This window comes from Pseudoalteromonas sp. SR43-7, assembly GCF_014163785.1.
GTDB lineage: Bacteria > Pseudomonadota > Gammaproteobacteria > Enterobacterales > Alteromonadaceae > Pseudoalteromonas > Pseudoalteromonas distincta.
Genome location: NZ_JACJDY010000014.1, coordinates 41,141 through 61,854, shown reverse-complemented (window position 1 = coordinate 61,854; position 20,714 = coordinate 41,141). Strand labels below are relative to the sequence as shown.

15 protein-coding genes are annotated in these 20,714 nt (G+C 39.8%); 5 read left to right on the top strand and 10 right to left on the bottom strand.

Annotated features, from left to right (window positions below):
• Nucleotide 1: 1 nt before the first annotated feature.
• From H5087_RS11965 to xylB, 5 genes are all read right to left on the bottom strand, one after another.
• Nucleotides 2–385 (bottom strand): hypothetical protein, encoded by a 384-nt coding sequence (locus tag H5087_RS11965; protein WP_182672176.1) that lies wholly within the window; start codon nucleotides 383–385, stop codon nucleotides 2–4.
• Nucleotides 386–490: 105 nt separating this feature from the next.
• Nucleotides 491–2,509: a transketolase gene (tkt, locus tag H5087_RS11960; protein WP_182672175.1), complete on the bottom strand. Its 2,019-nt coding sequence runs from the start codon at nucleotides 2,507–2,509 to the stop codon at nucleotides 491–493.
• Nucleotides 2,510–2,567: 58 nt separating this feature from the next.
• Nucleotides 2,568–3,506: a transaldolase gene (gene tal, locus H5087_RS11955; RefSeq protein ID WP_182672174.1), complete on the bottom strand. Its 939-nt coding sequence runs from the start codon at nucleotides 3,504–3,506 to the stop codon at nucleotides 2,568–2,570.
• Between the two features lie 39 nt (nucleotides 3,507–3,545).
• A complete protein-coding gene (gene xylA / locus H5087_RS11950) occupies nucleotides 3,546–4,865 on the bottom strand; it encodes a xylose isomerase (protein WP_182672173.1) in 1,320 nt (439 codons plus the stop codon).
• A 30-nt stretch (nucleotides 4,866–4,895) separates the two neighbouring features.
• Nucleotides 4,896–6,353, bottom strand: coding sequence for a xylulokinase (gene xylB / locus H5087_RS11945; protein WP_182672172.1), 1,458 nt, complete (start codon nucleotides 6,351–6,353; stop codon nucleotides 4,896–4,898).
• A gap of 162 nt (nucleotides 6,354–6,515) precedes the next feature.
• Here xylB and H5087_RS11940 point away from each other — a divergent pair, with 162 nt between their 5' ends.
• Nucleotides 6,516–7,472, top strand: a complete 957-nt coding sequence (locus tag H5087_RS11940) for a Gfo/Idh/MocA family protein (RefSeq protein ID WP_182672171.1) — start codon at nucleotides 6,516–6,518, stop codon at nucleotides 7,470–7,472.
• 72 nt (nucleotides 7,473–7,544) lie between these two features.
• Here H5087_RS11940 and H5087_RS11935 read toward each other — a convergent pair whose 3' ends face one another.
• A complete protein-coding gene (locus H5087_RS11935) occupies nucleotides 7,545–9,155 on the bottom strand; it encodes a glycoside hydrolase family 43 protein (RefSeq protein WP_182672170.1) in 1,611 nt (536 codons plus the stop codon).
• A 211-nt stretch (nucleotides 9,156–9,366) separates the two neighbouring features.
• On the opposite strand from H5087_RS11935, the gene H5087_RS11930 reads away from it, so the two are divergent.
• Together H5087_RS11930 and H5087_RS11925 are read left to right on the top strand one after the other, a co-directional pair.
• Nucleotides 9,367–10,407 carry a LacI family DNA-binding transcriptional regulator gene (locus tag H5087_RS11930; protein ID WP_138489173.1) on the top strand — a complete coding sequence of 347 codons (1,041 nt, stop codon included), beginning with the start codon at nucleotides 9,367–9,369 and terminating at the stop codon, nucleotides 10,405–10,407.
• A gap of 59 nt (nucleotides 10,408–10,466) precedes the next feature.
• The gene (locus H5087_RS11925; protein ID WP_404936097.1) at nucleotides 10,467–11,870 is read left to right on the top strand and encodes a sugar porter family MFS transporter; all 1,404 of its coding nucleotides are present in this window, start codon (nucleotides 10,467–10,469) and stop codon (nucleotides 11,868–11,870) included.
• A gap of 220 nt (nucleotides 11,871–12,090) precedes the next feature.
• Here H5087_RS11925 and H5087_RS11920 read toward each other — a convergent pair whose 3' ends face one another.
• Both H5087_RS11920 and H5087_RS11915 read right to left on the bottom strand, forming a co-directional pair.
• The gene (locus H5087_RS11920; RefSeq protein WP_182672168.1) at nucleotides 12,091–13,458 is read right to left on the bottom strand and encodes a TrkH family potassium uptake protein; all 1,368 of its coding nucleotides are present in this window, start codon (nucleotides 13,456–13,458) and stop codon (nucleotides 12,091–12,093) included.
• The gene (locus H5087_RS11915; protein WP_182672167.1) at nucleotides 13,455–14,114 is read right to left on the bottom strand and encodes a TrkA family potassium uptake protein; all 660 of its coding nucleotides are present in this window, start codon (nucleotides 14,112–14,114) and stop codon (nucleotides 13,455–13,457) included. The genes H5087_RS11920 and H5087_RS11915 overlap by 4 nt, the downstream gene beginning before the upstream one ends.
• 182 nt (nucleotides 14,115–14,296) lie before the next feature.
• Here H5087_RS11915 and H5087_RS11910 point away from each other — a divergent pair, with 182 nt between their 5' ends.
• On the top strand, nucleotides 14,297–15,601 hold the full coding sequence (locus tag H5087_RS11910) for a DUF4118 domain-containing protein (protein WP_182672166.1): 1,305 nt from the start codon (nucleotides 14,297–14,299) through the stop codon (nucleotides 15,599–15,601).
• Nucleotides 15,594–16,262 (top strand): response regulator, encoded by a 669-nt coding sequence (locus tag H5087_RS11905; RefSeq protein ID WP_182672165.1) that lies wholly within the window; start codon nucleotides 15,594–15,596, stop codon nucleotides 16,260–16,262. The genes H5087_RS11910 and H5087_RS11905 overlap by 8 nt, the downstream gene beginning before the upstream one ends.
• 47 nt (nucleotides 16,263–16,309) lie before the next feature.
• On the opposite strand, the gene H5087_RS11900 is transcribed toward H5087_RS11905, so the two are convergent.
• On the bottom strand, nucleotides 16,310–17,752 hold the full coding sequence (locus H5087_RS11900) for a sugar porter family MFS transporter (RefSeq protein WP_182672164.1): 1,443 nt from the start codon (nucleotides 17,750–17,752) through the stop codon (nucleotides 16,310–16,312).
• A gap of 27 nt (nucleotides 17,753–17,779) precedes the next feature.
• Entirely contained in the window at nucleotides 17,780–20,392 is a 2,613-nt protein-coding gene (locus H5087_RS11895; protein WP_182672163.1) for a glycoside hydrolase family 3 C-terminal domain-containing protein, read from the bottom strand.
• Between the last annotated feature and the right edge of the window lie 322 nt (nucleotides 20,393–20,714).

Sequence of the window (20,714 nt, the reverse complement as noted above, 5' to 3'; positions counted from 1 at the left end):
TTTAATTGTTCGTTCTGGCTTTTTTAATTTCTTCTTTTACGATTGGGTACAGATCGTATGTTGGATAAAACTCAGTGCTGTAGGCTTTCCAGCCATAACGTTCAATCGATAAATTTACTTTTGGTAATAACGCTGCCGGAAAGCGCAAGGTAACTACTTGCCCTATACCCATCATTACTTTCCAAGATTCTATCGTTGCGCCCTCTGGTGGGAAGTGTTTGTAAAAGTTAGCGTTGTTGAGTATTTCTTTTATTTCAGAGAGGTTTTTTGATTGGTCGTGCTTTAAAAAAATCGTTAGCATTAGTTCATCATTTTGCTCGTCACTTGCCCATGCGTTAAAACTAGTACTTGCACTAAAAAGTATAATTAATAGTAAATATTTCATAGTTCACCTTTGTTAGTTAATTATAAAAATGCGCCGAGCTTTGAAAGGCTTAGCGCATTAATTGGATAAAGTTTGGATTATTTAGCGCATTACGCGTACTAAATATTAAGCGTTCGCTTTAATTAACGCTTGCGCGGTGCTCACTACATTTTTGGTGGTAAAGCCAAAATGCTCTAATAACACGTTACCTGGCGCCGACTCACCAAAAGTGCTCATACCAATTACTTTGCCTTGTAAGCCAACATATTTAAGCCAGTAATCTTGGTGTGATGTTTCAATCGCAATACGGTTTGCTACCGAGTTTGGCAATACACTTTGCTTGTAATCGTCTGATTGTAGATCAAACAATGTGGTGCTTGGCATTGATACCACACGCACTGCAACGCATTGTGCTGTCAGCTCTTTTGCGGCTTGCATTGCTAAATCAACTTCAGACCCCGTTGCTATTAAAATAAGCTCAGGCGCTTTATTGCTTTCGCTAAGAATATAGCCGCCTTTTTCTATGTCGCTAATTTGCTGAGCGGTACGTGGCTGGTGGTTGAGCCCTTGGCGACTAAAAATAAGCGCCGTAGGTTGCTGCTGATTTTGTATCGCGTTTTTCCACGACACTGCAGTTTCTACTGCGTCACATGGGCGCCATGTGACTAGGTTTGGCGTCATACGTAGGTTGGCTAGTTGCTCAATAGGTTGGTGAGTTGGACCGTCTTCACCTTGGCCAATAGAGTCGTGGGTATACACAAATATATTTTGAATACCCATAAGTGCCGACATTCTTACTGCGTTACGGGCGTATTCCATAAACATTAAAAATGTAGCACCGTAATTAATAAAACCACTGTGCAGTGATATGCCATTCATAATGCCGCTCATACCAAACTCGCGCACGCCATAAAACAGGTAATTACCGCTGGCGTCATCTGCGCTTATGCCTTTAGAGCCAGACCACAGCGTTAAGTTAGAACCGGCTAAATCGGCAGAGCCACCCAGTAACTCTGGTAAATGCGGGGCAAAGGCTTCAATGGTGTTTTGCGAGGCTTTTCGGCTGGCAATATTAGCGGCGTCATTGTTGCACTGTGCAATATAGTTGTTTGCAATAGCTTCGAAGTTGTCAGGAAGGGTGCGTTTAATTACGCGTCGCTCAAATTCTTTGCCAAGCTCTGGGTGGCTTTTGGTGTAGTCGCTAAACAGTTGCTGCCATTGTTTTTGTTTTTTATCACCGCTTTGTTTAGCGTCCCAATGGGCGTAAATATCATCACTGATACTAAATGCTTCATTTGGTAGGTTTAAAAATTTGCGCGCCGCAGTTATTTCGTCATTACCTAATGGCGAGCCATGGCAGTCGTGCGAGCCTGATTTATTTGGCGAGCCAAAACCAATCACGGTTTTACAACAAAGTAGAGTAGGTTTATCGCTCACTTGTTTTGCTTGTGCAATGGCGTTGGCAATTTGTTCTGGGTCGTGACCGTCTATATCTTTTATTACATGCCAACCGTACGCTTCAAAGCGTTTAGCGGTGTCGTCGGTAAACCAGCCCTCAACGTGTCCGTCGATAGATATGCCGTTATCATCCCAAAAAGCAATAAGTTTACCCAGGCCTAATGTGCCTGCAAGCGAACATGCTTCGTGCGATATGCCTTCCATTAAACAGCCATCGCCCATAAAACAGTAAGTGTAATGATCAACAATATCAAAACTCTCTTTGTTAAATTGTGCTGCTAGGGCTTTTTCGGCAATGGCCATGCCTACGGCATTTGATAAACCTGCGCCAAGCGGACCTGTGGTTGTTTCAACACCTGGGGTATAGCCGTATTCAGGGTGACCTGGGGTTTTTGAATGCATTTGCCTAAATTGTTTAAGCTCACTAAGTGGTAACTCGTACCCGCTTAAATGCAATAAAGAATAAATAAGCATAGAGCCGTGACCGTTACTAAGTACAAAGCGGTCTCGGTTTGGCCAATTTGGATCGGTTGGATTGTGGTTTAAAAAATCGTTCCACAGTACTTCGGCTATATCGGCCATACCCATAGGTGCGCCCGGATGCCCTGAGTTTGCTTGCTGTACCGCATCCATACTGAGTGCGCGAATGGCATTAGCAAAAGGCGCACGAGAAGAAAGTTGAGTCATGTATTACCTCAAATAAAATTAAAAAAGCCCGCACGTTATGTGGCAGGCTTGAGGGAAATTAGTTTAGTAAGTCTTCAACCAATTTAGCCAAAATACGCTGATCTTTGGCAAAGTTACGAATACCTTCACCGAGCTTTTCGCTGGCCATTGGATCTTCGTTGTGCTGCCATAAAAATTGCTCGTGGGTGAGTGGGGTTATGTCGCTTTGCGGTGCTTTGGCAATGTTTGCAGCGTTAAGCTTTGTAACCAGTTCACCTTCTTGGCTTTGTAAATCATTGAGTAATGATGGCGAGATAGTCAGTAAATCGCAGCCAGCAAGTTCGATTATTTCCTGAATGTTTCTAAAGCTTGCGCCCATTACCACGGTTTTATAATCGTACTTTTTATAGTACTGATAAATACCTGTAACCGACTGCACACCAGGATCTTCGCTTGGGGTGTATTCTTTATTATCGCGGGCTTTGTACCAATCAAGAATACGACCAACAAACGGAGATATAAGCGTTACGTTAGCTTGTGCGCACGCAATGGCTTGAGCCATCGAAAAAAGCAGTGTTAGATTACACTTAATGCCTTCTTTTTCTAATTGTTCGGCGGCTTTAATGCCTTCCCATGTAGAAGCGAGTTTAATAAGTACGCGGTCTTTTGAAATACCCGCTTGCTCGTAAAGTGAAATAAGCTTACGCCCTTTGGCAATACTTGCTGGGGTATCAAACGACAAACGCGCATCTACTTCGCTCGATATACGCCCAGGTATTACTTTTAGTATTTCACAGCCAAAGTTAACAATAAGTTGGTCGCAAACAGCATCAACGTCGCTTCCTGCTTTTTGTATAGCGTCTTCAATTAAATGTTTATATTGAGGTAATTTTGCAGCTTGTAAAATTAATGAGGGGTTGGTTGTTGCATCAACCGGTTGTAGGGCCTTGATTGACTCTACATCGCCACTGTCGGCAACGACCGTGGTTACTTTTTTGAGTTGTTCTAACAAGTTCATAATGATGTACGCCTCGGCTTTAAAACCGAGGCGATGTCCTTATACGTAGCGGTTAACAATATTCTCAAGCAGCTCTTGTCGGCCCGAAACTTGCTTAGGATCGATGTTGTTTTCGTGTACTAACGCAGCAAGGCTCTCAAGTGATTGTTCACCTTTTAAAATGCTTTGGCCTAGGTCTTCTTTCCAACCAGCGTAACGTTTTTCAACAAAATCAGTCAGCTCGCCGCCTTCAATCATTGCTGCTGCATTGAGTAATGCTTTTGCCATCGTATCCATACCACCAATGTGACCGATGAATAAATCATCACGCTCACACGATTGACGACGAAGTTTAGTATCAAAGTTGAAGCCACCGGTTGTAAAACCGCCATTCTTTAAAATTTCGTAAACGACAAGTGTGCACTCAGCTACATCGTTAGGGAATTGATCTGTATCCCATCCGTTTTGCATATCACCACGGTTAGCATCAATACTACCCATAATACCTTCAGCGCAAGCAACGGCAATTTCGTGGTGGAAGCTATGACCTGCAAGTGTTGCGTGGTTTGCTTCAATGTTTACTTTAATTTCGTCTTGTAAGCCGTGCTTGTGTAAAAAGCCTGCAACCGTTGCTGTATCGTAATCGTACTGGTGCTTAGTTGGCTCTTGTGGTTTTGGCTCAATTAATAATGTGCCTTTAAAACCAATTTTTTTCTTGTGCTCTACAACCATTTTCAAAAAGCGTGCGTACTGCTCGCTTTCTTGCGCAAGGTCTGTATTTAGTAGTGTGTCGTAACCTTCACGACCACCCCAAAGTACGTAGTTTTCGCCGCCTAAACGATGCGTAATTTCCATTGCATGTTTAACTTGCGCTGCTGCATATGCATACGTATTAGGATTAGGGTTTGTTGCACCACCGGCACAAAAACGTTTGTTTGAGAACAAGTTAGCAGTACCCCACAGTAGTTTTACGCCTGTGCGCTGCATTTCTTTTTCGATAATGTTAGCTATGTGCGTTACGTTATCGTGGCTTTCTTGTAGTGTTTTGCCTTCAGGGGCAATATCAACATCATGAAAACAAAAGTAAGGTACGCCTAGTTTTTCGAAAAACTCAAAAGCTACTTTTACTTTTTGTTCAGCAAGTTCTAATTGGTTGCCTACAGGTTGGATCCAGGGGCGGTCAAACGTACCTTCACCAAAAATATCAAACCCTGTAGAACAAAAGTTATGCCAGTAACAGGCTGCAAAACGTAAATGTTCTTTCATTGTTTTGCCAAGCACTACTTGGTTTTCGTCGTAGTAACGAAATGCAAATGGGTTTTTAGAGTTTTCACCCTCAAATTTGATTTTTTCAACGTTTGTGAAAAATTGTTCGCTCATAATGTGCTCCATTAATTTTATAATAGTGTTTTAAAAGTATGTTTTTACACTTTGATAAAGTGCTTTGTATGTTGTGTATTGCTGTGCGTAAAAATCTTGCATAACTGGATTTGGTTCAATGGTTTGCGTAACTTTACCGTTAACACATACCTGTTGTGCTGGGCATTGCTCTGTGGCTACTCTGGCCAATCGTGCTGCGCCAAATGCAGGGCCAACTTCTGATCCTTCTCGGTAAATTAGAGGGCGATTAAGTACACTTGCGAGGATTTCTCCCCACAGTGAGCTTTTAGCGCCACCACCAATAACGGTTACATCGTCAATTTGTGCGCCAGCATCAAGCAGTACTTGTTGGCCATCGGCAAAAGCAAAGGCAACGCCCTCGAGTACTGCACGGCCAAGGGTTGCTGCATCGGTGTCGCTGTCTAAACCAAAAAAAACGCCTTTTGCGTTGGGGTTATTGTGCGGCGTGCGCTCACCGGTTAAATAAGGCAAAAATATCACTGAGCTTGGTTTGCTAAAGTCGGATTTACTTACTTGTTCAAGCAATGCGCTTTCGTTTTCAAAACCGGTTAATTGAGTCACCCAGGTTAAACAGCTTGCTGCGCTTAACACCACTGACATTTGGTGCCAGGTGTTTTCAATACAATGACAAAAAGTATGTACTGCACCTTCTGGGTTAGGCAGGTATTTTTCGTTGGCAACAAAGTAAACACCCGAAGTACCTAACGATAAAAATGCTTGCTTTGGTTTTACAACGCCAACACCTGCAGCGCCTGCGGCATTATCGCCACCGCCTGCAACAACAGGTACTTGCTCCATTCCCCATTTAGCAGCAACTTGGGCTGTTAATTTGCCAGTAATTTGTGTTCCCTCAAAAAGGGTAGGCATGTGCTGCTCTGTTAAGTCGCAAGCGCTGAGCATTTTTTGAGACCATGCTCTTTTTTCTACGTCTAGCCACAGTGTGCCTGCAGAGTCAGACATGTCTGATGCAAAATCGCCGGTCATTAAAAAGCGTAGGTAGTCTTTTGGTAGTAATACTTTGGCTACTTTTGCAAAGTTTTCTGGTTCAAACTCTTTTAACCACACCAATTTAGGCGCAGTAAAACCAGGCATTGCTATGTTGCCGGTTATATTACGAGAATTTGGTTCGCGTTTTTCAAGCTCTACACATTGTGCTGCACTGCGCCCGTCGTTCCATAAAATGGCTGGGCGAATAATGTTATTGTTTTTATCAAGCAGCGTAGCGCCATGCATTTGCCCAGAAAGGCCCACAGCCTTTACCGATTTTAGTAATGCAGGGTGAGTATTTTTAAGCTCCTCGATTGCACTACAGGTAGCAAGCCACCAATCTGTAGGGTTTTGCTCAGAAAAAAGGGGGGCTGGGCGTGAAACGCTTAAAGACCCACTTGCTTGAGCAAGCAATTGGTCTTGCTCGTCTAAAATAATTACTTTTACACCTGAAGTGCCTAAATCGATACCAAGGAACATGAATGTGATACTTAATGTTGTTTTAATGTTAGCGCTAACATTAATGATTTGATATTGTTAAGTCAAGCTAGTTTTAAACTATGTTTAACAATTAATTTGCAAGTTTATTGCTTGGTTGTTGGAGTTCACTTAAATTTCTTTTTAAGATCATAAGGAAACACTATGAAAAAAATAAACTGGGGTATTGTTGGTTGTGGCCGAATTGCTGCACAATTTTGTGAAGACTTAGCACATACAAATAATGGTGTTGTGTACGCAGTTGCAGCAAGAAATGGAGATGATGCAACCGCTTTTGCGAGCAAGTATGGTGCGGCCAATGCTTACGAAGGGTATCAGGCATTATTTGACGATAAAAACGTTGATGTAGTTTATATTGCGACCCCGCATAACTTTCACTTTAAAAATGCCAGCGATGCTATTAAAGCAGGTAAGCATGTATTGTGCGAAAAGCCCATTACGGTTTCGGCTGAAGAGTGTAAGCAGTTGTCTTTACTGGCTAAAAAGCACGACGTATTTTTAATGGAAGCCATGTGGACGTACTTTTTACCTGCAATACAAAAAGCAAAACAATGGGTAGAGCAAGGGCGAATTGGCACTATTAAACATGTTAAAGCTGACTTTGGCTACCCTGTGCCTTTTAATCCCGATGGGCGTGAATACAACCCAGATTTAGCGGGCGGTTGTTTACTCGATATGGGAATTTATCCGCTTGCCATTGCCAATTACTTTTTAAATAACGACCTTGAAAACTTATACGTAAGAGCAAATATTCGCTACAAAGGCGTGGAAGACGATGTACTTATTACTGCTAATTGTGGTGATGTAATGGTGAGCTTAGCAACGTCATTTCAATGCCGGTTAGGGAATGGCGCGTATATTATTGGCGACAAAGGCTATATAAAAATACCCGATGCATTCAGGGCTTATGAGTGCTCTTTGTATGAGCTTGATGACTTAATTGAGCATTTTGAAGATGGCAGGCAGTCACAAGGTTATAGCTTTGAAGTGCAAGAAGTAGGGCGCTTACTGAGCGAAAACAAACGAGAGAGTGACATTATGAGCCACTCTCAAAGTTTACTTTTACAATCACAAATGGAGCGTATTAAAGCCCTGTTTTAAAAGAGTTTTGAATGAGCTTTAAAGCAGTTTCAAAAAGCTTTCAATCAACTAATAAACTTTACTGGCGGCGATTTATTCGTCGCTAGGTTCGTCATAATTAAAAAATGAAAAGTGAGCTTCTTTATTTCTCCCCGATAAGTCTTGGCACGCCATACCAACAAAAGCGCCGGTAAAACACGGGCGATACCCTTGCGGTGATTGCTGCACGTAATCATCAGATAAAATACTGCCATCGAGCACTGGACCAAACTTTATCCAGCAGTTTTCCTCGGTGGCGTAGTAAAACTGCAGCTGAGCGCCACTAAAATCAGCTTTTAAGTGAACAGGTTTGTTTGTTTTAAGCAAAAGCGGTGCAACAGGCGTACTTGTTTGGTATTTATCGCAGCTTATTATATTTAAATAACGTGGTGTGGTTTCATCGCCTACATCGCCGCCGCTTATATGCAAATAGTAGTAATGAGCGGTGTTGTAATAACATACTAGCCCCGCCATTTGCTGAAAACTGCTCGGCGCAAAATCAACGCATGTGCTGCTAACAGTATGATGAGCCTGTACACGCCTGGCAATAAAACTTTGCTGATGCAATGAGCTTAAAGACTCTTTTCCCACTAGGGTGAGCGATGCTTTTTGAGTATTTTTATAGACCCAATTTTTGCACATAGGTATGCGCAATGACTGAAAATCAACAGTCAGATCATCTTTACTAAAATCAATATGTGTTGTGGGTTGCGGCTGTGGGTTTAGTGTTAAACCCTCAACGGGTACGTGTATTCTCGGGGCTTTATTTGTGTGTTTGGCATAAGGCCAGCCATCTTCTTTCCAGATTATTTGCTCAATCCCTGTTTCACGCCCTGTAATGCAGCGGCCACGCTCAGTCAGTGGTCTAGATGTTAAAAATACCGTGTACCAATCACCGGTTTGTGTTTGAAAAAAATCTCCATGGCCACATTTTTGTAGCGTATTACTCGGCTCGTGGGCTGCTGTAATAACGGGGTTGTGCGGGTGTACTTGGTAAGGGCCAAATACGTTTTTAGCACGCGCTACACTAATGCAGTGTTCATACCCAGTGCCACCTTCAGCGGTAATTAAATAGTAGTAATCGCCGCGTTTTAAAATATGCGGGCCTTCAGTGCAACCAAGTTCTGTGCCTGAAAATATAGGTTTAACATCGCCTATTAATTTATTGGTTTTTAGGCAAAGCTCTTGCATTACTATACCACCAAATAGTGCGTTATTACGGTGATCAACCAGCATGTTTAACAAATAGCTTTTATCGTCATCATCGTGAAAAATAGACGGATCAAAACCGCTAGAGTTTAAGTAAGTCGCTTGTGACCAGTTACCGGTAATATCAGTGGTTGATACAAAATAGTTTGGTGTGTCTTTGTAAGGGCCATCAAAGCTTTTTACATTGGTATATACCAAATAAAAACGGCCATTGTTGTAACTAAGTTGCGGTGCCCATACGCCGCAAGAGTCGGGCACTCCTCGCATATCGAGTTGCTCTACGGTGTTAAGTGCTTGGCCTATAACTCGCCAATTTACTAAATCGGTAGAGTGGTGAATTTGCACACCGCCAAACCATTCAAATGTTGAAGTGGCTATGTAGTAGTCGTTATTAACTCTGACAATGTTTGGGTCTGGGTTAAAGCCTCTTAGAATTGGGTTTTGCAGCATGCTCATAATATAGGCCTTTTTAAGTTTTTTATATTATTGGGTGTGAATATTATAAATTTGTTGTTAGCGCTAACATTTTCAGTGTAGTATAAGACTTTGTCAATAAGTAATCATTTAAAACGCGCTGTAAACAATATCAAGCTTTACAATTATGTATAATGAAAACTAAGAAAGTTAATTATAACAATCCACTGATTGTGAGTAGGTAATAACAGTAATGGCCGATCCTAAAAGAGCAAGAATACAAGATGTAGCCGAGCAGGCTGGTGTATCAATGATGACAGTTTCGCGCGTGCTCAACCAAGACAAAAAAGTAAGCGACAAAACCCGCGAAAAAGTAATGACTGTTGTTGAGCAATTAAATTACAGGCCAAATGTGTCTGCTAGGCGCCTTGCTAGTACTAAGTCATTCTTTTTAGGGCTTTTATACGATAACCCAAGTGACTCTTACATAAGCCAATTTTTATTGGCAGCGCTTAAAAAATGCCGCGCATTGGGCTACCACCTTGTTGTTGACGAAGCGCATACCGATATTGACAAAACAATTGAATCGGTAAAGCAACTTATTGATGTTACACAGGTTGATGGCATGATTTTACTGCCACCTATGTGCGACAACGAACAGGTTTTAGATGTGCTTACTAAAGCACAAGTGCCATTTGTAAGAATAACGCCAGATACAAAATTAAATCGCTCCCCTTATATATGCATGGACGATTACCAAGCAGCGTTTGATGTTACAGAGCATTTAATAAATCAAGGGCATAGCAAAATTGCACATATTATTGGTGACACCAAACAAGGTGTAAGTCGTTTGCGTTACCAAGGTTATTTAGATGCGCTGCGCTCTAATAAAATAATAACGCCACCTGAGTATATAGAGCAGGGCAGTTTTACCTATCAATCGGGTATGGAAGCGGCAATAAAATTGCTTTCGCTTGATGATAAACCAACGGCTATTTTTGCAGCTAACGATGATATGGCAGCCGCTGTAATCTCAATAGCTCAAAAACAAGGTATTAATATTCCAAGCGAACTGTCGGTTGTTGGCTTTGATGACACGCAACTTGCAACCATAGTTTGGCCAAATATTTCTACGGTAAAACAGCCCATTAATGAAATGGCTGAGCTTGCGATTACTTTACTTGCATCGGGTCAGTATAACGATTTAAGCAATGTAAAAAGCTTAGACTTAAGACATATTTTAGATTTTGAATTAATAGAAAGAGAATCAAGCTCAACCAATAAAAACAACTAAATAAGCACACCCTTTTGAGCTTCAAAATCTATATAAAATAACAACAACACACAATATGGATACTTATGAACGAGAAAGAAAATGTACTTTTAATCGTACTGGTTTGCTTTGTTGCGACCATTGGCGGTTTTTTATTTGGTTTTGACAGCGGCGTAATTAACGGCACTGTTGATGGATTACAAACGGCGTTTGGCTCCAGTAGTGCGGGTACGGGATTTAACGTATCGAGCATGCTAATTGGTTGTGCCATTGGTGCGTTTTGCGCAGGTCGATTGGCTGATAAATTTGGTCGGCGTCCAATTTTACTTTTTGCCGCTGCTTTATTTATTATAAGTGCTTGGGGCTCGGGTGTTTCAGTCACATCGTTTGAATTTGTGATTTATCGCATTTTAGGCGGCTTAGCTGTAGGGGCTGCATCGGTTATGACCCCAGCTTATATTAGCGAAATTGCCCCCGCACGATACAGAGGCACGCTCTCTACACTTCAACAAGTGGCTATTATATTTGGTTTGTTTAGCGCATTTGTGAGTAACTATTTTTTAGCAAATACGGCTGGCGGTTCTACGGCTTTATTTTGGCTCGACTTTGAAACATGGCGTTGGATGTTTTGGGTTGAATTATTACCTGCATGCTTGTTTTTAATCGCTTTATTTTTTATCCCTGAAAGCCCTCGATACTTAATTATGGCTGGTAAAAAAGACGCTGCTGCACGTGTTTTATCGTCATTATATGGTGCTGAAACTGCCTCTCTGAAATTAAATGAAATAGCAGAGTCTCTTGCTGGCGATAAACACCAACCTAAATTATCTGATCTTATTGATAAACCTAAAAAACGTTTACGCCCCATTGTTTGGATAGGAATTGGCTTAGCTACATTTCAGCAATTAGTCGGCATTAACGTTGTTTTTTACTACGGCGCGGTACTTTGGCAAGCAGCCGGTTTTACTGAATCTGACGCGTTACTTATTAATATAATAAGCGGCTTTGTAAGTATTTTAGCAGTGTTTATTACCATGTATTTTATAGACAAAATTGGCAGAAAACCTTTTTTGTTAACCGGCTCAATTGGTATGACGGTTACGCTTTCTGTTATTGTTTATGCCTTTTTAAACGCAGATATTGGCTCAACAGGTAACTTAGAACTAGGAGAGCAGGGCATAGTTGCTTTAATAGCCGCTAATGCGTATGTTTTCTTTTTTAACTTATCGTGGGGCCCTGTAATGTGGGTTATGTTAGGCGAAATGTTCCCTAACCAAATTCGCGGCTCTGGCCTTGCAGTTACCGGCTTTGCCCAGTGGATAGCTAACTTTTTAATTACCTGGTCGTTCCCTGTTATGCTCACAGGCATTGGTTTAGCTGGGGCTTATGGTTTTTACGCATTTTGTGCGTTTGTTTCAGTCATATTTGTATTTAAGTTTTTACGCGAAACCAAAGGCAAAGAGCTTGAACAAATGAAAGGATAAATATTACCCCTTTAATAAGCGCCAAAACTATTGTAATGGTTTTGGCGCTTATTTTATTAATTTTCATATCTGCAATAATAAAGTGAGGTTATAGTTACCTTTGTTTTTTTCTATAAAAGTCTCTCAATTGATAAAGCCGTATTTAGGAGTCGCTAATTTCCTTGCTTACACTGCCAAAAACCTTACATAAATTATGCTGGCTAAGTGGCCTTAATAATAGTTACCCTATTTGTATGGTTGTTTTAGCAAATTTAAGAGGTTGTAATTTAGGTTTTGCAAAACAATAAGCAAATGTCAGTGGACCTACTCTGCCAATCAGCATAAGTAAAATTATTATTAGCTGGCTTGGCATACTTAAATTACTAGTAAAATCACGAGATAGCCCTACAGTGCTCAATGCCGAAATTACTTCAAAAGTAATATCTAAAAGAGACGCTTGCTCGATTTTACTCATAATCATGATGCTTAAAAAAGCCGTAAATAAGTATAAAATTACAACACTCAATGCTTTTATCACAAGTTTGTCGCTTAGCTCTCTGTTAAATATGGTTACCTGTGGTTTTTGGCGTAAATAGCTATACATAGCAAGTAGTAAAATAACAAAAGTTCCTATTTTAATGCCGCTTGCTGTACTTACCGAACCGCCACCTATTACCATTAATAACAATGTAAGCAATGTCGAGTCGGAACTGAGCTGGCTAATAGGTAAAGTATTAAAGCCTGCAGTACGTGGTGTAACTGCTTGAAACCAAGCAGCAATTACTTGCTCGTTAATAGGTAGGTTGGCAAGTGTGGCTGGATTTGAATATTCAAATAAAAAAATAAGCAAAAATGCACAGCAATTAATTACAGCACTTGCAATTAATACAATACGTGTATTAGTTGCTAATTTATGCCAGCGACGTTGTTGATATATATCTATTAAAACGGTAAACCCTAAGCCACCGATTATAAATAATGCACTGATAATAAGATTAACAGATACATCACTTTTAAAAGCCATTAAGCTATTACTATCGAGTGCAAACCCGGCATTGTTAAAAGCCGAAATAGTATAAAATAGACTTTGATAGGCGCTACCCGCAATACCATAGTCATCTACCCAGCTAATAAAAAGTAAGCAAAATGCTATAGTCTGAATTATTAGCGAGTAAGTTATTACACATCTAGCTACATGGATCACTCCATTTAAATCGCTTGTATCGAATGCTTGGCTTGCAAGTAAACGTTGTTTTAATCCTAAGTTTTTACCAATACTTAAAAATGAAATAACGGCCACGGTCATAAAGCCGATTCCTCCAATTTGAATAAGTACCATAACAACACATTGCCCAAATGTGGTTAGCGCAGTGCCTGTATCAATAACAACTAAGCCTGTAACTGTAACCGCAGAGGATGCAGTAAAAAAAGCTTGAATAAAGCTAAGCGATTCAACACTTGCAAAAGGTAATAGTAATAAGCAAGTGCCTAAAATAATGAGAACAAAAAAACCAGCAGTTAAAATTAAAGGGGGGTTAACAGGCCTTTTCAAATTTTTTAAACGGCGATTAAATTGCTTTGGAAGTACGTGTGCTTGCCAGTTGATCATAAAGCTTTAAACCGTTTGGTGAGTTTTGTTAGGTAATGTTTAGAGCCCAGTAATACAAGGCTATCACCATGGCGTAACTCGGTGTCGAGTGTTAGGTCTGTATTAAAATTATCATCTCGGCGTAAGGTGAGCGGTTTTATATCTGAGTTACGGTCTTTTAAAAGCCAGCCAATATTGCGCCCTGATAAATGTAAATCTATGGCAAGCTCAACAATAAATGTAGATTGTGTAAGCGCAAAGTACTGGTTAACCATAGGGTAGTTAAGTGCATGTGCTACTCTGATACCCATTTCTTCTTCGGGGTGAATAATACGGGATACGCCAAGTTTACTTAAAATTTGATGGTGACTTTTAGAGCACGCCTTAACCCATATTTGTTTAACACCAAGGTTTTTTAAATGCAGCACGCATAAAATACTCGCTTCTATATTTTCACCAATTGCAACTAATACAGCTTGGCAGCTGGTTAAGTCGAGTCGAGCAAGCTGTGTTTCATCACTAGCATCTAAAATGACAGTGTAATTTAACTGATTAGCAAACGTGTTAATGGTGCTTTCGCTTATATCGGCTGCGCAAACGTGATGCCCCTGATTAGCAAGCTCAAGCGAGGCGGTAACACCAAAACTACCTAATCCAATTACTGCAAACTGTGCCATGTGCGTTCCTATTTAAAAAATACTACATAGCAAAGACTATGGAATTTTAAAAAAGAGTCACCCCATATCAATTAAGCTTTATAAACATTTAACACTACAGCCAAAAATCTTTATAAAAACTTTATACACAACGTATTAAAAAGCAGTAACCTATAAAAAGAGAATTTTATGGGAGTGCACAAATGGGTATTAATAAATGGCTTAAGCCGCTTTTATTAACAACAATTGCGCCTATTTTTATTGTGCTGGCTATTTTTCCAGTTCGAGAGTGGCTAACGACCACCGACATTGTGATGTTGCAATTACTTTGGGTGGCATGGGTTGCGGTGCGTCAAAATGCCGCCTTAGCGGGGATTACAACGTTAGTTAGTGTGGCATGTACCGACTGGTTTTTTGTACTGCCGTACTTTACATTTCATATCGAAAAAATTGAATACTTAGTCACTTTTACTGTCATGCTTATAGTTGGCTTGATGATAAGCAAATTGGCGGGCGAGCTAAGTAAAAACGTTCGTGATACCCAGTTACATGCCAGTAATACACGATGTTTATATGAGTTAGCTAAGGCGCTTAATGGGCTTGATGATATAAACGCTCAGCGCCAAGTATTTACAACATCGATTAAAAACCATCTAGGTATTACGCTTCGTTGGAACAATAATACAATGGATAATGGAGAGTACTTCAATATCGAACAAAACACACAATGGGGCGGCTTTATTTCAGATGCCGAACTTAGTCCTGATAACCGTGCATTTATAGACACGGCACTGTCTTTGTTGTTTCAGGTTCACGAAAACTCAAATCTTAGAAACCAGTCGGCATCGATGAAAGTACAAGCAGAGTTAGAACGTGCTAAAAACGCATTGCTGCGTAGTTTATCTCATGATCTACGCACGCCTTTGGCTACTATTATGGGCTCATCAAGCATGTTAGCTGACGAAAATATTGAGCTAAGTAAGGCATCAATTACAGAACAAGCAAAAAATATTTATGAGCAAAGTGAAATCTTAAATCAGCATTTTAATAAAGTGATGGAGCTTAGCCGGGTAAATAAAATAGGAGAGCAGCTAGCATGGCAAGCTATCAACGTACATACACTGGTTACTGAGGCTAAAGCACGCAGGCAGCAGCAATTAAGCGGTTTTAACTTAGCGTTAGTCTTTGATAAAGCTACTTGTTGTATAGGTGATATAACACTTTTAGAAATCGCGCTTGCGAATATATTCGAAAACGCGGCACGTTACGGTGATGGAGTGGCGACAGTGGACTTTAATACTGAACGAATTGCTAATATAACACACTATAAAATAGCCGTAAGCAATCTCATAGTTACTCATCCAAGCAGTTCGGATGAAGGAGTTGGGCTTGGTAGCGTAATTTGCGATGTAGTTGCTCAATTTCATCAAGGCGAATTTGTATTAGCTATTGATGAGCTGACCCAAGTAGCCACAGCAATACTTAGCTGGAGTGCAAAGAATGATTAATGTATTGGTGCTAGAAGACTCACCTGCACTGCAAAGTTTTTTAAAAACATTACTAGGTGCCAGTGGCTATAACGTATCAATTAGTGCGAAAGGGCTTGATGGTTTTTCATTAATGAGTGAGCAAAGCTTTGACTTAGTGTTACTTGATTTGGGATTGCTTGATATGGATGGACAGACTTGGTTACTTGAAGTACGACAATGGAGCCAAATACCAATATTAGTGCTTTCGGCTCGCGATGGCGAGGTGGAAAAGGTTACAGCCCTTGATAATGGGGCAAACGATTATATAACCAAACCTTTTAGTGCAAACGAACTTCTGGCAAGAATGCGTGTGCTACTAAGAGTAAATACACAGCCCAGTTTGGCACTGCAATGCGGTAACATCATTATAGATCCGCATAAGCACACAGTTACGCTTAACAGCAGCGATGTAAAGCTCACTAATAAAGAATATAAAATTTTGCTTATGTTATTTCAAAATAAAGATAAAGTGCTTACTCATAATGCTATTTTAAGTCAGGTATGGGGGGAGCAATACATTAATAGACCTGAGTATATTCGTGTACATGTAGCGCAACTAAGACAAAAGCTTGAGGTAAACCCTGCAAGCCCTATTCATATCTTAACTGAGCCAGCGGTAGGTTATAGATTAGTTGGGTAGGCACTAAAAAATTATCGTCCTAAATTTAGCTATTTAGGACGATAAAGTTATACGTTTTCTAGTTTCGTTCCTTTGGTTTCAGTTACTAAGTAAATAACAAAAAGTACCGATATAAAAGCAAAAAAAGCATAGAGCGAATACGCGAGTGCAAGCCCTCCACCGGCTAGCAATATTGGAAAGGTCATAGTAACTAAAAAGTTAGCCAGCCATTGAGCAAGCCCTGCAAGCCCTAAGCCTAATCCTCTCATGTTATTTGGAAATATCTCGCCGAGCATTACCCACATTACAGGACCCCATGAAAGGTTAAAAAAGAATACATATAAGTTGGCCTGTACGAGTGCAGTAAAGCCCCAGTCGCCAAGTTGTAATTGTCCTTGAGGGTCTATAGTGCCGTTAGAAAATGCGACAACCAAACCAATGAGTGAGAAGGTCATGCCTATTGAACCGATTAATAAAAATGGCTTTCGGCCTAATTTATCAATAAGCGATAAAGTAATAAAGCAGGCAACTAAGCTAATTACGCCACTAATAATATTGATTAAAAGCGCATCTGATTCTGAAAAACCAACAGCCTGCCATAATATAGCACCATAATAAAATACCACGTTAATACCGACTAGTTGCTGTAATGTTGCAAGCCCAATTGCAATATAAACGACTGGTTTTAGCTTGAATGAGTGTGCTTGAAATAAGTTACTTATCTTTGTTTTTTCGCTATTACCTAATGACTGCCTTATTTCTTCCCACATTGGTTTGGCGTTTTTAGCACCGAATAACTGCGATAGAATTTTCATTCCTGCTTGTTGTTTATTTTTCATTGCTAAATAACGCGGGCTTTCTGGAATAAAAAATAAAGTGACCAAAAAAATAGTTGCAGGGACTAATTCTATCCAAAACATCCATCGCCACGTATCAAAGCCTGACCAAAGTACTTCGGTTGAGTTCCCTGATATTTGTACTAATGAATAGTTACTTAAAAAAGAGCAAAATAATCCTAAAATAATAGCAATTTGCTGAATAGAAGTAAGCGTACCACGTAAACGTGCCGGGGCTATTTCACTTATATAAGCGGGCGTTAGTATTGAAGCTGCACCTACCGCTAAGCCGCCAATTAAGCGATAAATTATAAATTCCCCCGACGACCCTGCAATGCCTGAACCCCAGGCACTGATAATAAAAAGAACAGCAGTTGCAAGTAATACCTTTTTTCGACCAAAGTGATCGGCGCTTTTACCTGCTATTAATGCACCAATAGCGCAGCCTAGCAGCATACTTGCTACATTAAAGCCGGTTACTACGCTGTCTGAGTTAAAGGCACCTTTAAGTCCATCAACTGTGCCATTAATTACACCGCTATCAAAACCAAATAAAAACCCACCAATCGCAGCTACGCACGCGATAAAAAATATACGTAGTAAGTTCTCATTTTCGATACTCTTTAATTGAATAGATGTACCACTGAGCGTGGGATCTGTTGCTGTATTTTCCATTTTTTAATTCCTAGATTTTTATTATTTTTATAAAACAATGTTAGACACCGTAAATTTATCTTTTGGTATTTTAATACCTTGCCCAGAGCCCACCGTAACAATTAAGCGTCCTTTGTAAGCCACGGCATTACCTTGCTCATTGATATAAGTGAGTTGGTTTTTAGGAACTGTGAATTCAACCTCGTTTTGCGTTTTGTTTTTAAGGGTAACGTGTTTAAAACTCACTAATTGTTTATTAGGTGTTTTAATTGGCGCGTCGGGCATAGAAATATAAACTTGAACAACATCGTCAGCTGTAAAACTGCTTTGGTTAGCGATTATTGTTGTTAGGTTTAAATCGCCAGTGTCTGCGTTTATTGAATGACGTGTGTTTTTGTATTTAAAGTCTGCGTAACTTAAGCCGTAACCAAATGGGTAAAGTACTTCACCTTCATAATATTTGTATGTACGGTTTTGCATTGAGTAGTTCTTAAAGTCAGGTAAATCTGAAACTGATTTATAAAAGGTGATAGGCAATTTACCTGATGGGCTAAAGTCGCCGTAAAGTAAACCAGCTAGCGCGCTTCCTGCTGCCTCACCTGGATAGAAGCCCTGAACAATGGCATCTATATTTTCGTTCTCCCAATTTAATGCCATTGCACTACCGCTCATATTTACAAGTACGATAGGTTTACCGGTCTGCTTTAGCTTTTTAAGTAAATTAAGTTGGCTTTTAGGTAAATTAATATTGGTTCGATCTCCGTGAGAAAATCCTTCAATTTGCAGTGGCATTTCTTCACCTTCAAGATTGGCACTAATACCGCCTACAAATACAATAACATCCGCTTCATTGGCATTATCTAGCGCTTGTTGAGTAAGGTTTTGAGGGTTTTTTAACCAGCCTAAACTCGCTGTTGGGTTAATAACGTTGCTATGCCAAAAATGATTGAATTTAGCTTGTGCAGTTAATATATATTCTTCATTTTTATTAAGCGTTATAGCGCCATTAACAGTTTTACCATTAAGTGTAAAACTTATATTGGTGGCTTTAAAATAGTATTGTGCTGTTTGCTCAGGTTTAATTATTCCGTCCCATTTAACAGCAAATTCTTGCTCAATAGAGTTGTCGATAGGGGAGCGTTCCCAGCTAAAATCGATATTTTTATCTATTTGTCGTTTAGCTGGTTGACGGTCAAAATTACTCGCTGGGTAATACTGGGCAATTAACCCTGGCTGCATTTGATTATTATGATCTAGATGAAAAAAATGCTTTGCCTCAATAGGTTGGTAATGTGTATAAACCTCACCGGTAATGCTTGAGCCTGCAGAATATGTAAGTTTATTTTTACCTAGGCGTTTTTCTAATGCGTATTTAGGAGTAATAGGTTTGATAGGTGTGCCGTTGTAATTTCCTAATAAAATAGCGGTGTTATTTGCATTCGGGCCGATTAATGCTATTTTTTCGTTACCTTTTAAAGGCAGCAATTGTTTATTTTTAAGTAATACTAATGATTTTTGAGCTGCTTCTTCGGTGAGTTTTAAATGCTCTGTAGATCCAACTAACGTCATCGGTTTTTTAGAAAAAGGCACATTGTTAGCATCATCAAACATTCCTAATTTAAAGCGCGCATACATAAGGCGTTTTAATGCTATATCTATATCATTTTCTTCAACTAATCCTTCTTGTACTGCCTGAGTTAAATAACTATAGGTATTACCATGATGATCACCGCAGTTTAAATCGGTTCCTGTTCTAAGCGCCATAGCTGCAGCTTGTGCTTCTGTACTGACTATATTGTGGGATTTTATGTCGTAAAAATCGGCTATAGCACCACAGTCAGATACGATGTAACCTTTAAAATTAAATTCATCGCGTAATTTATTTTGAATTAACTCGTTGTTACCACAAGCCGGCGTGCCATTTACGCTGTTATATGCACACATCACTGATGCTACATCCGTTTGTGCTATTACATCTTTAAATGCAGGTAAATAGGTTTCTGCTAAATCTTTTTTAGAAGCAGTGTAGTCGTCACTGTGCCTTGAAACCTCCGGGCCGCTATGTACTGCATAATGCTTAAGTGTCGCTACAGATTTTAAATACTTAGAGTTATCACCTTGTAAGCCGTTAATAAAATTAACCGCAATACGGGTTGTTAAATAAGGGTCTTCACCGTAGGTTTCTTGGCCACGGCCCCAGCGTGGATCTCTAAAAATATTTATGTTTGGCGACCAATACGTCAGCCCTGTATACATTGAGTGGTTATTTTCATTTAAAAAGGCATGATGCTTTGCTCTGCCTTCGTCAGAAATAGCCGTACCAACTCTTAGCATTAAGTCTTCATCAAATGTAGCAGCAAGACCAATCGCCTGAGGAAAAACAGTTGCTTTACCGGCTCTTGCTACACCGTGAAGCGCTTCGTTCCACCAATTATATTTTGGTATGTTTAAGCGCTCAATTGCGGGGGATTTATCGAATAGCTGGGCTACTTTTTCTTCTAATGTTAAGCGGTTTATTAAGTCATTTACGCGCTCCTCAGTTGCAGCTGATTCATTTAGATAAATTGGTGTCTCTGTATTTGATTGTTTATGGGGCGCACAACTAACTAAAGTAGCGATTGCTGTAAGTGCAATAAAACCTTTTATATTTTTGTTAATCATTGTTATCAACTCTTTATGGGTGTGTGATAAAAATAAACTAACAGAGCTTATTATTAGAGTCGTCTAAGGGTAAGATTAATATAAATTTGAACGTTTAAATGAACGTATTTACATAAGTTCATACTCCTATTGCCTAAATAATAGGAATTACGCTGCAAATACGTGTTAATTATTATTTAACAGTATGATTTTCAGTCCCTATGTATTAATCCATTTATAAAAACTAGGTATGTATATATTACCAAAGTGGCTCAATAAAGCGTTCAAATAGCGGTATGTGTGGTTAGTTAGGCGATTTTTGCCTTTAATTTTATTAAACCTA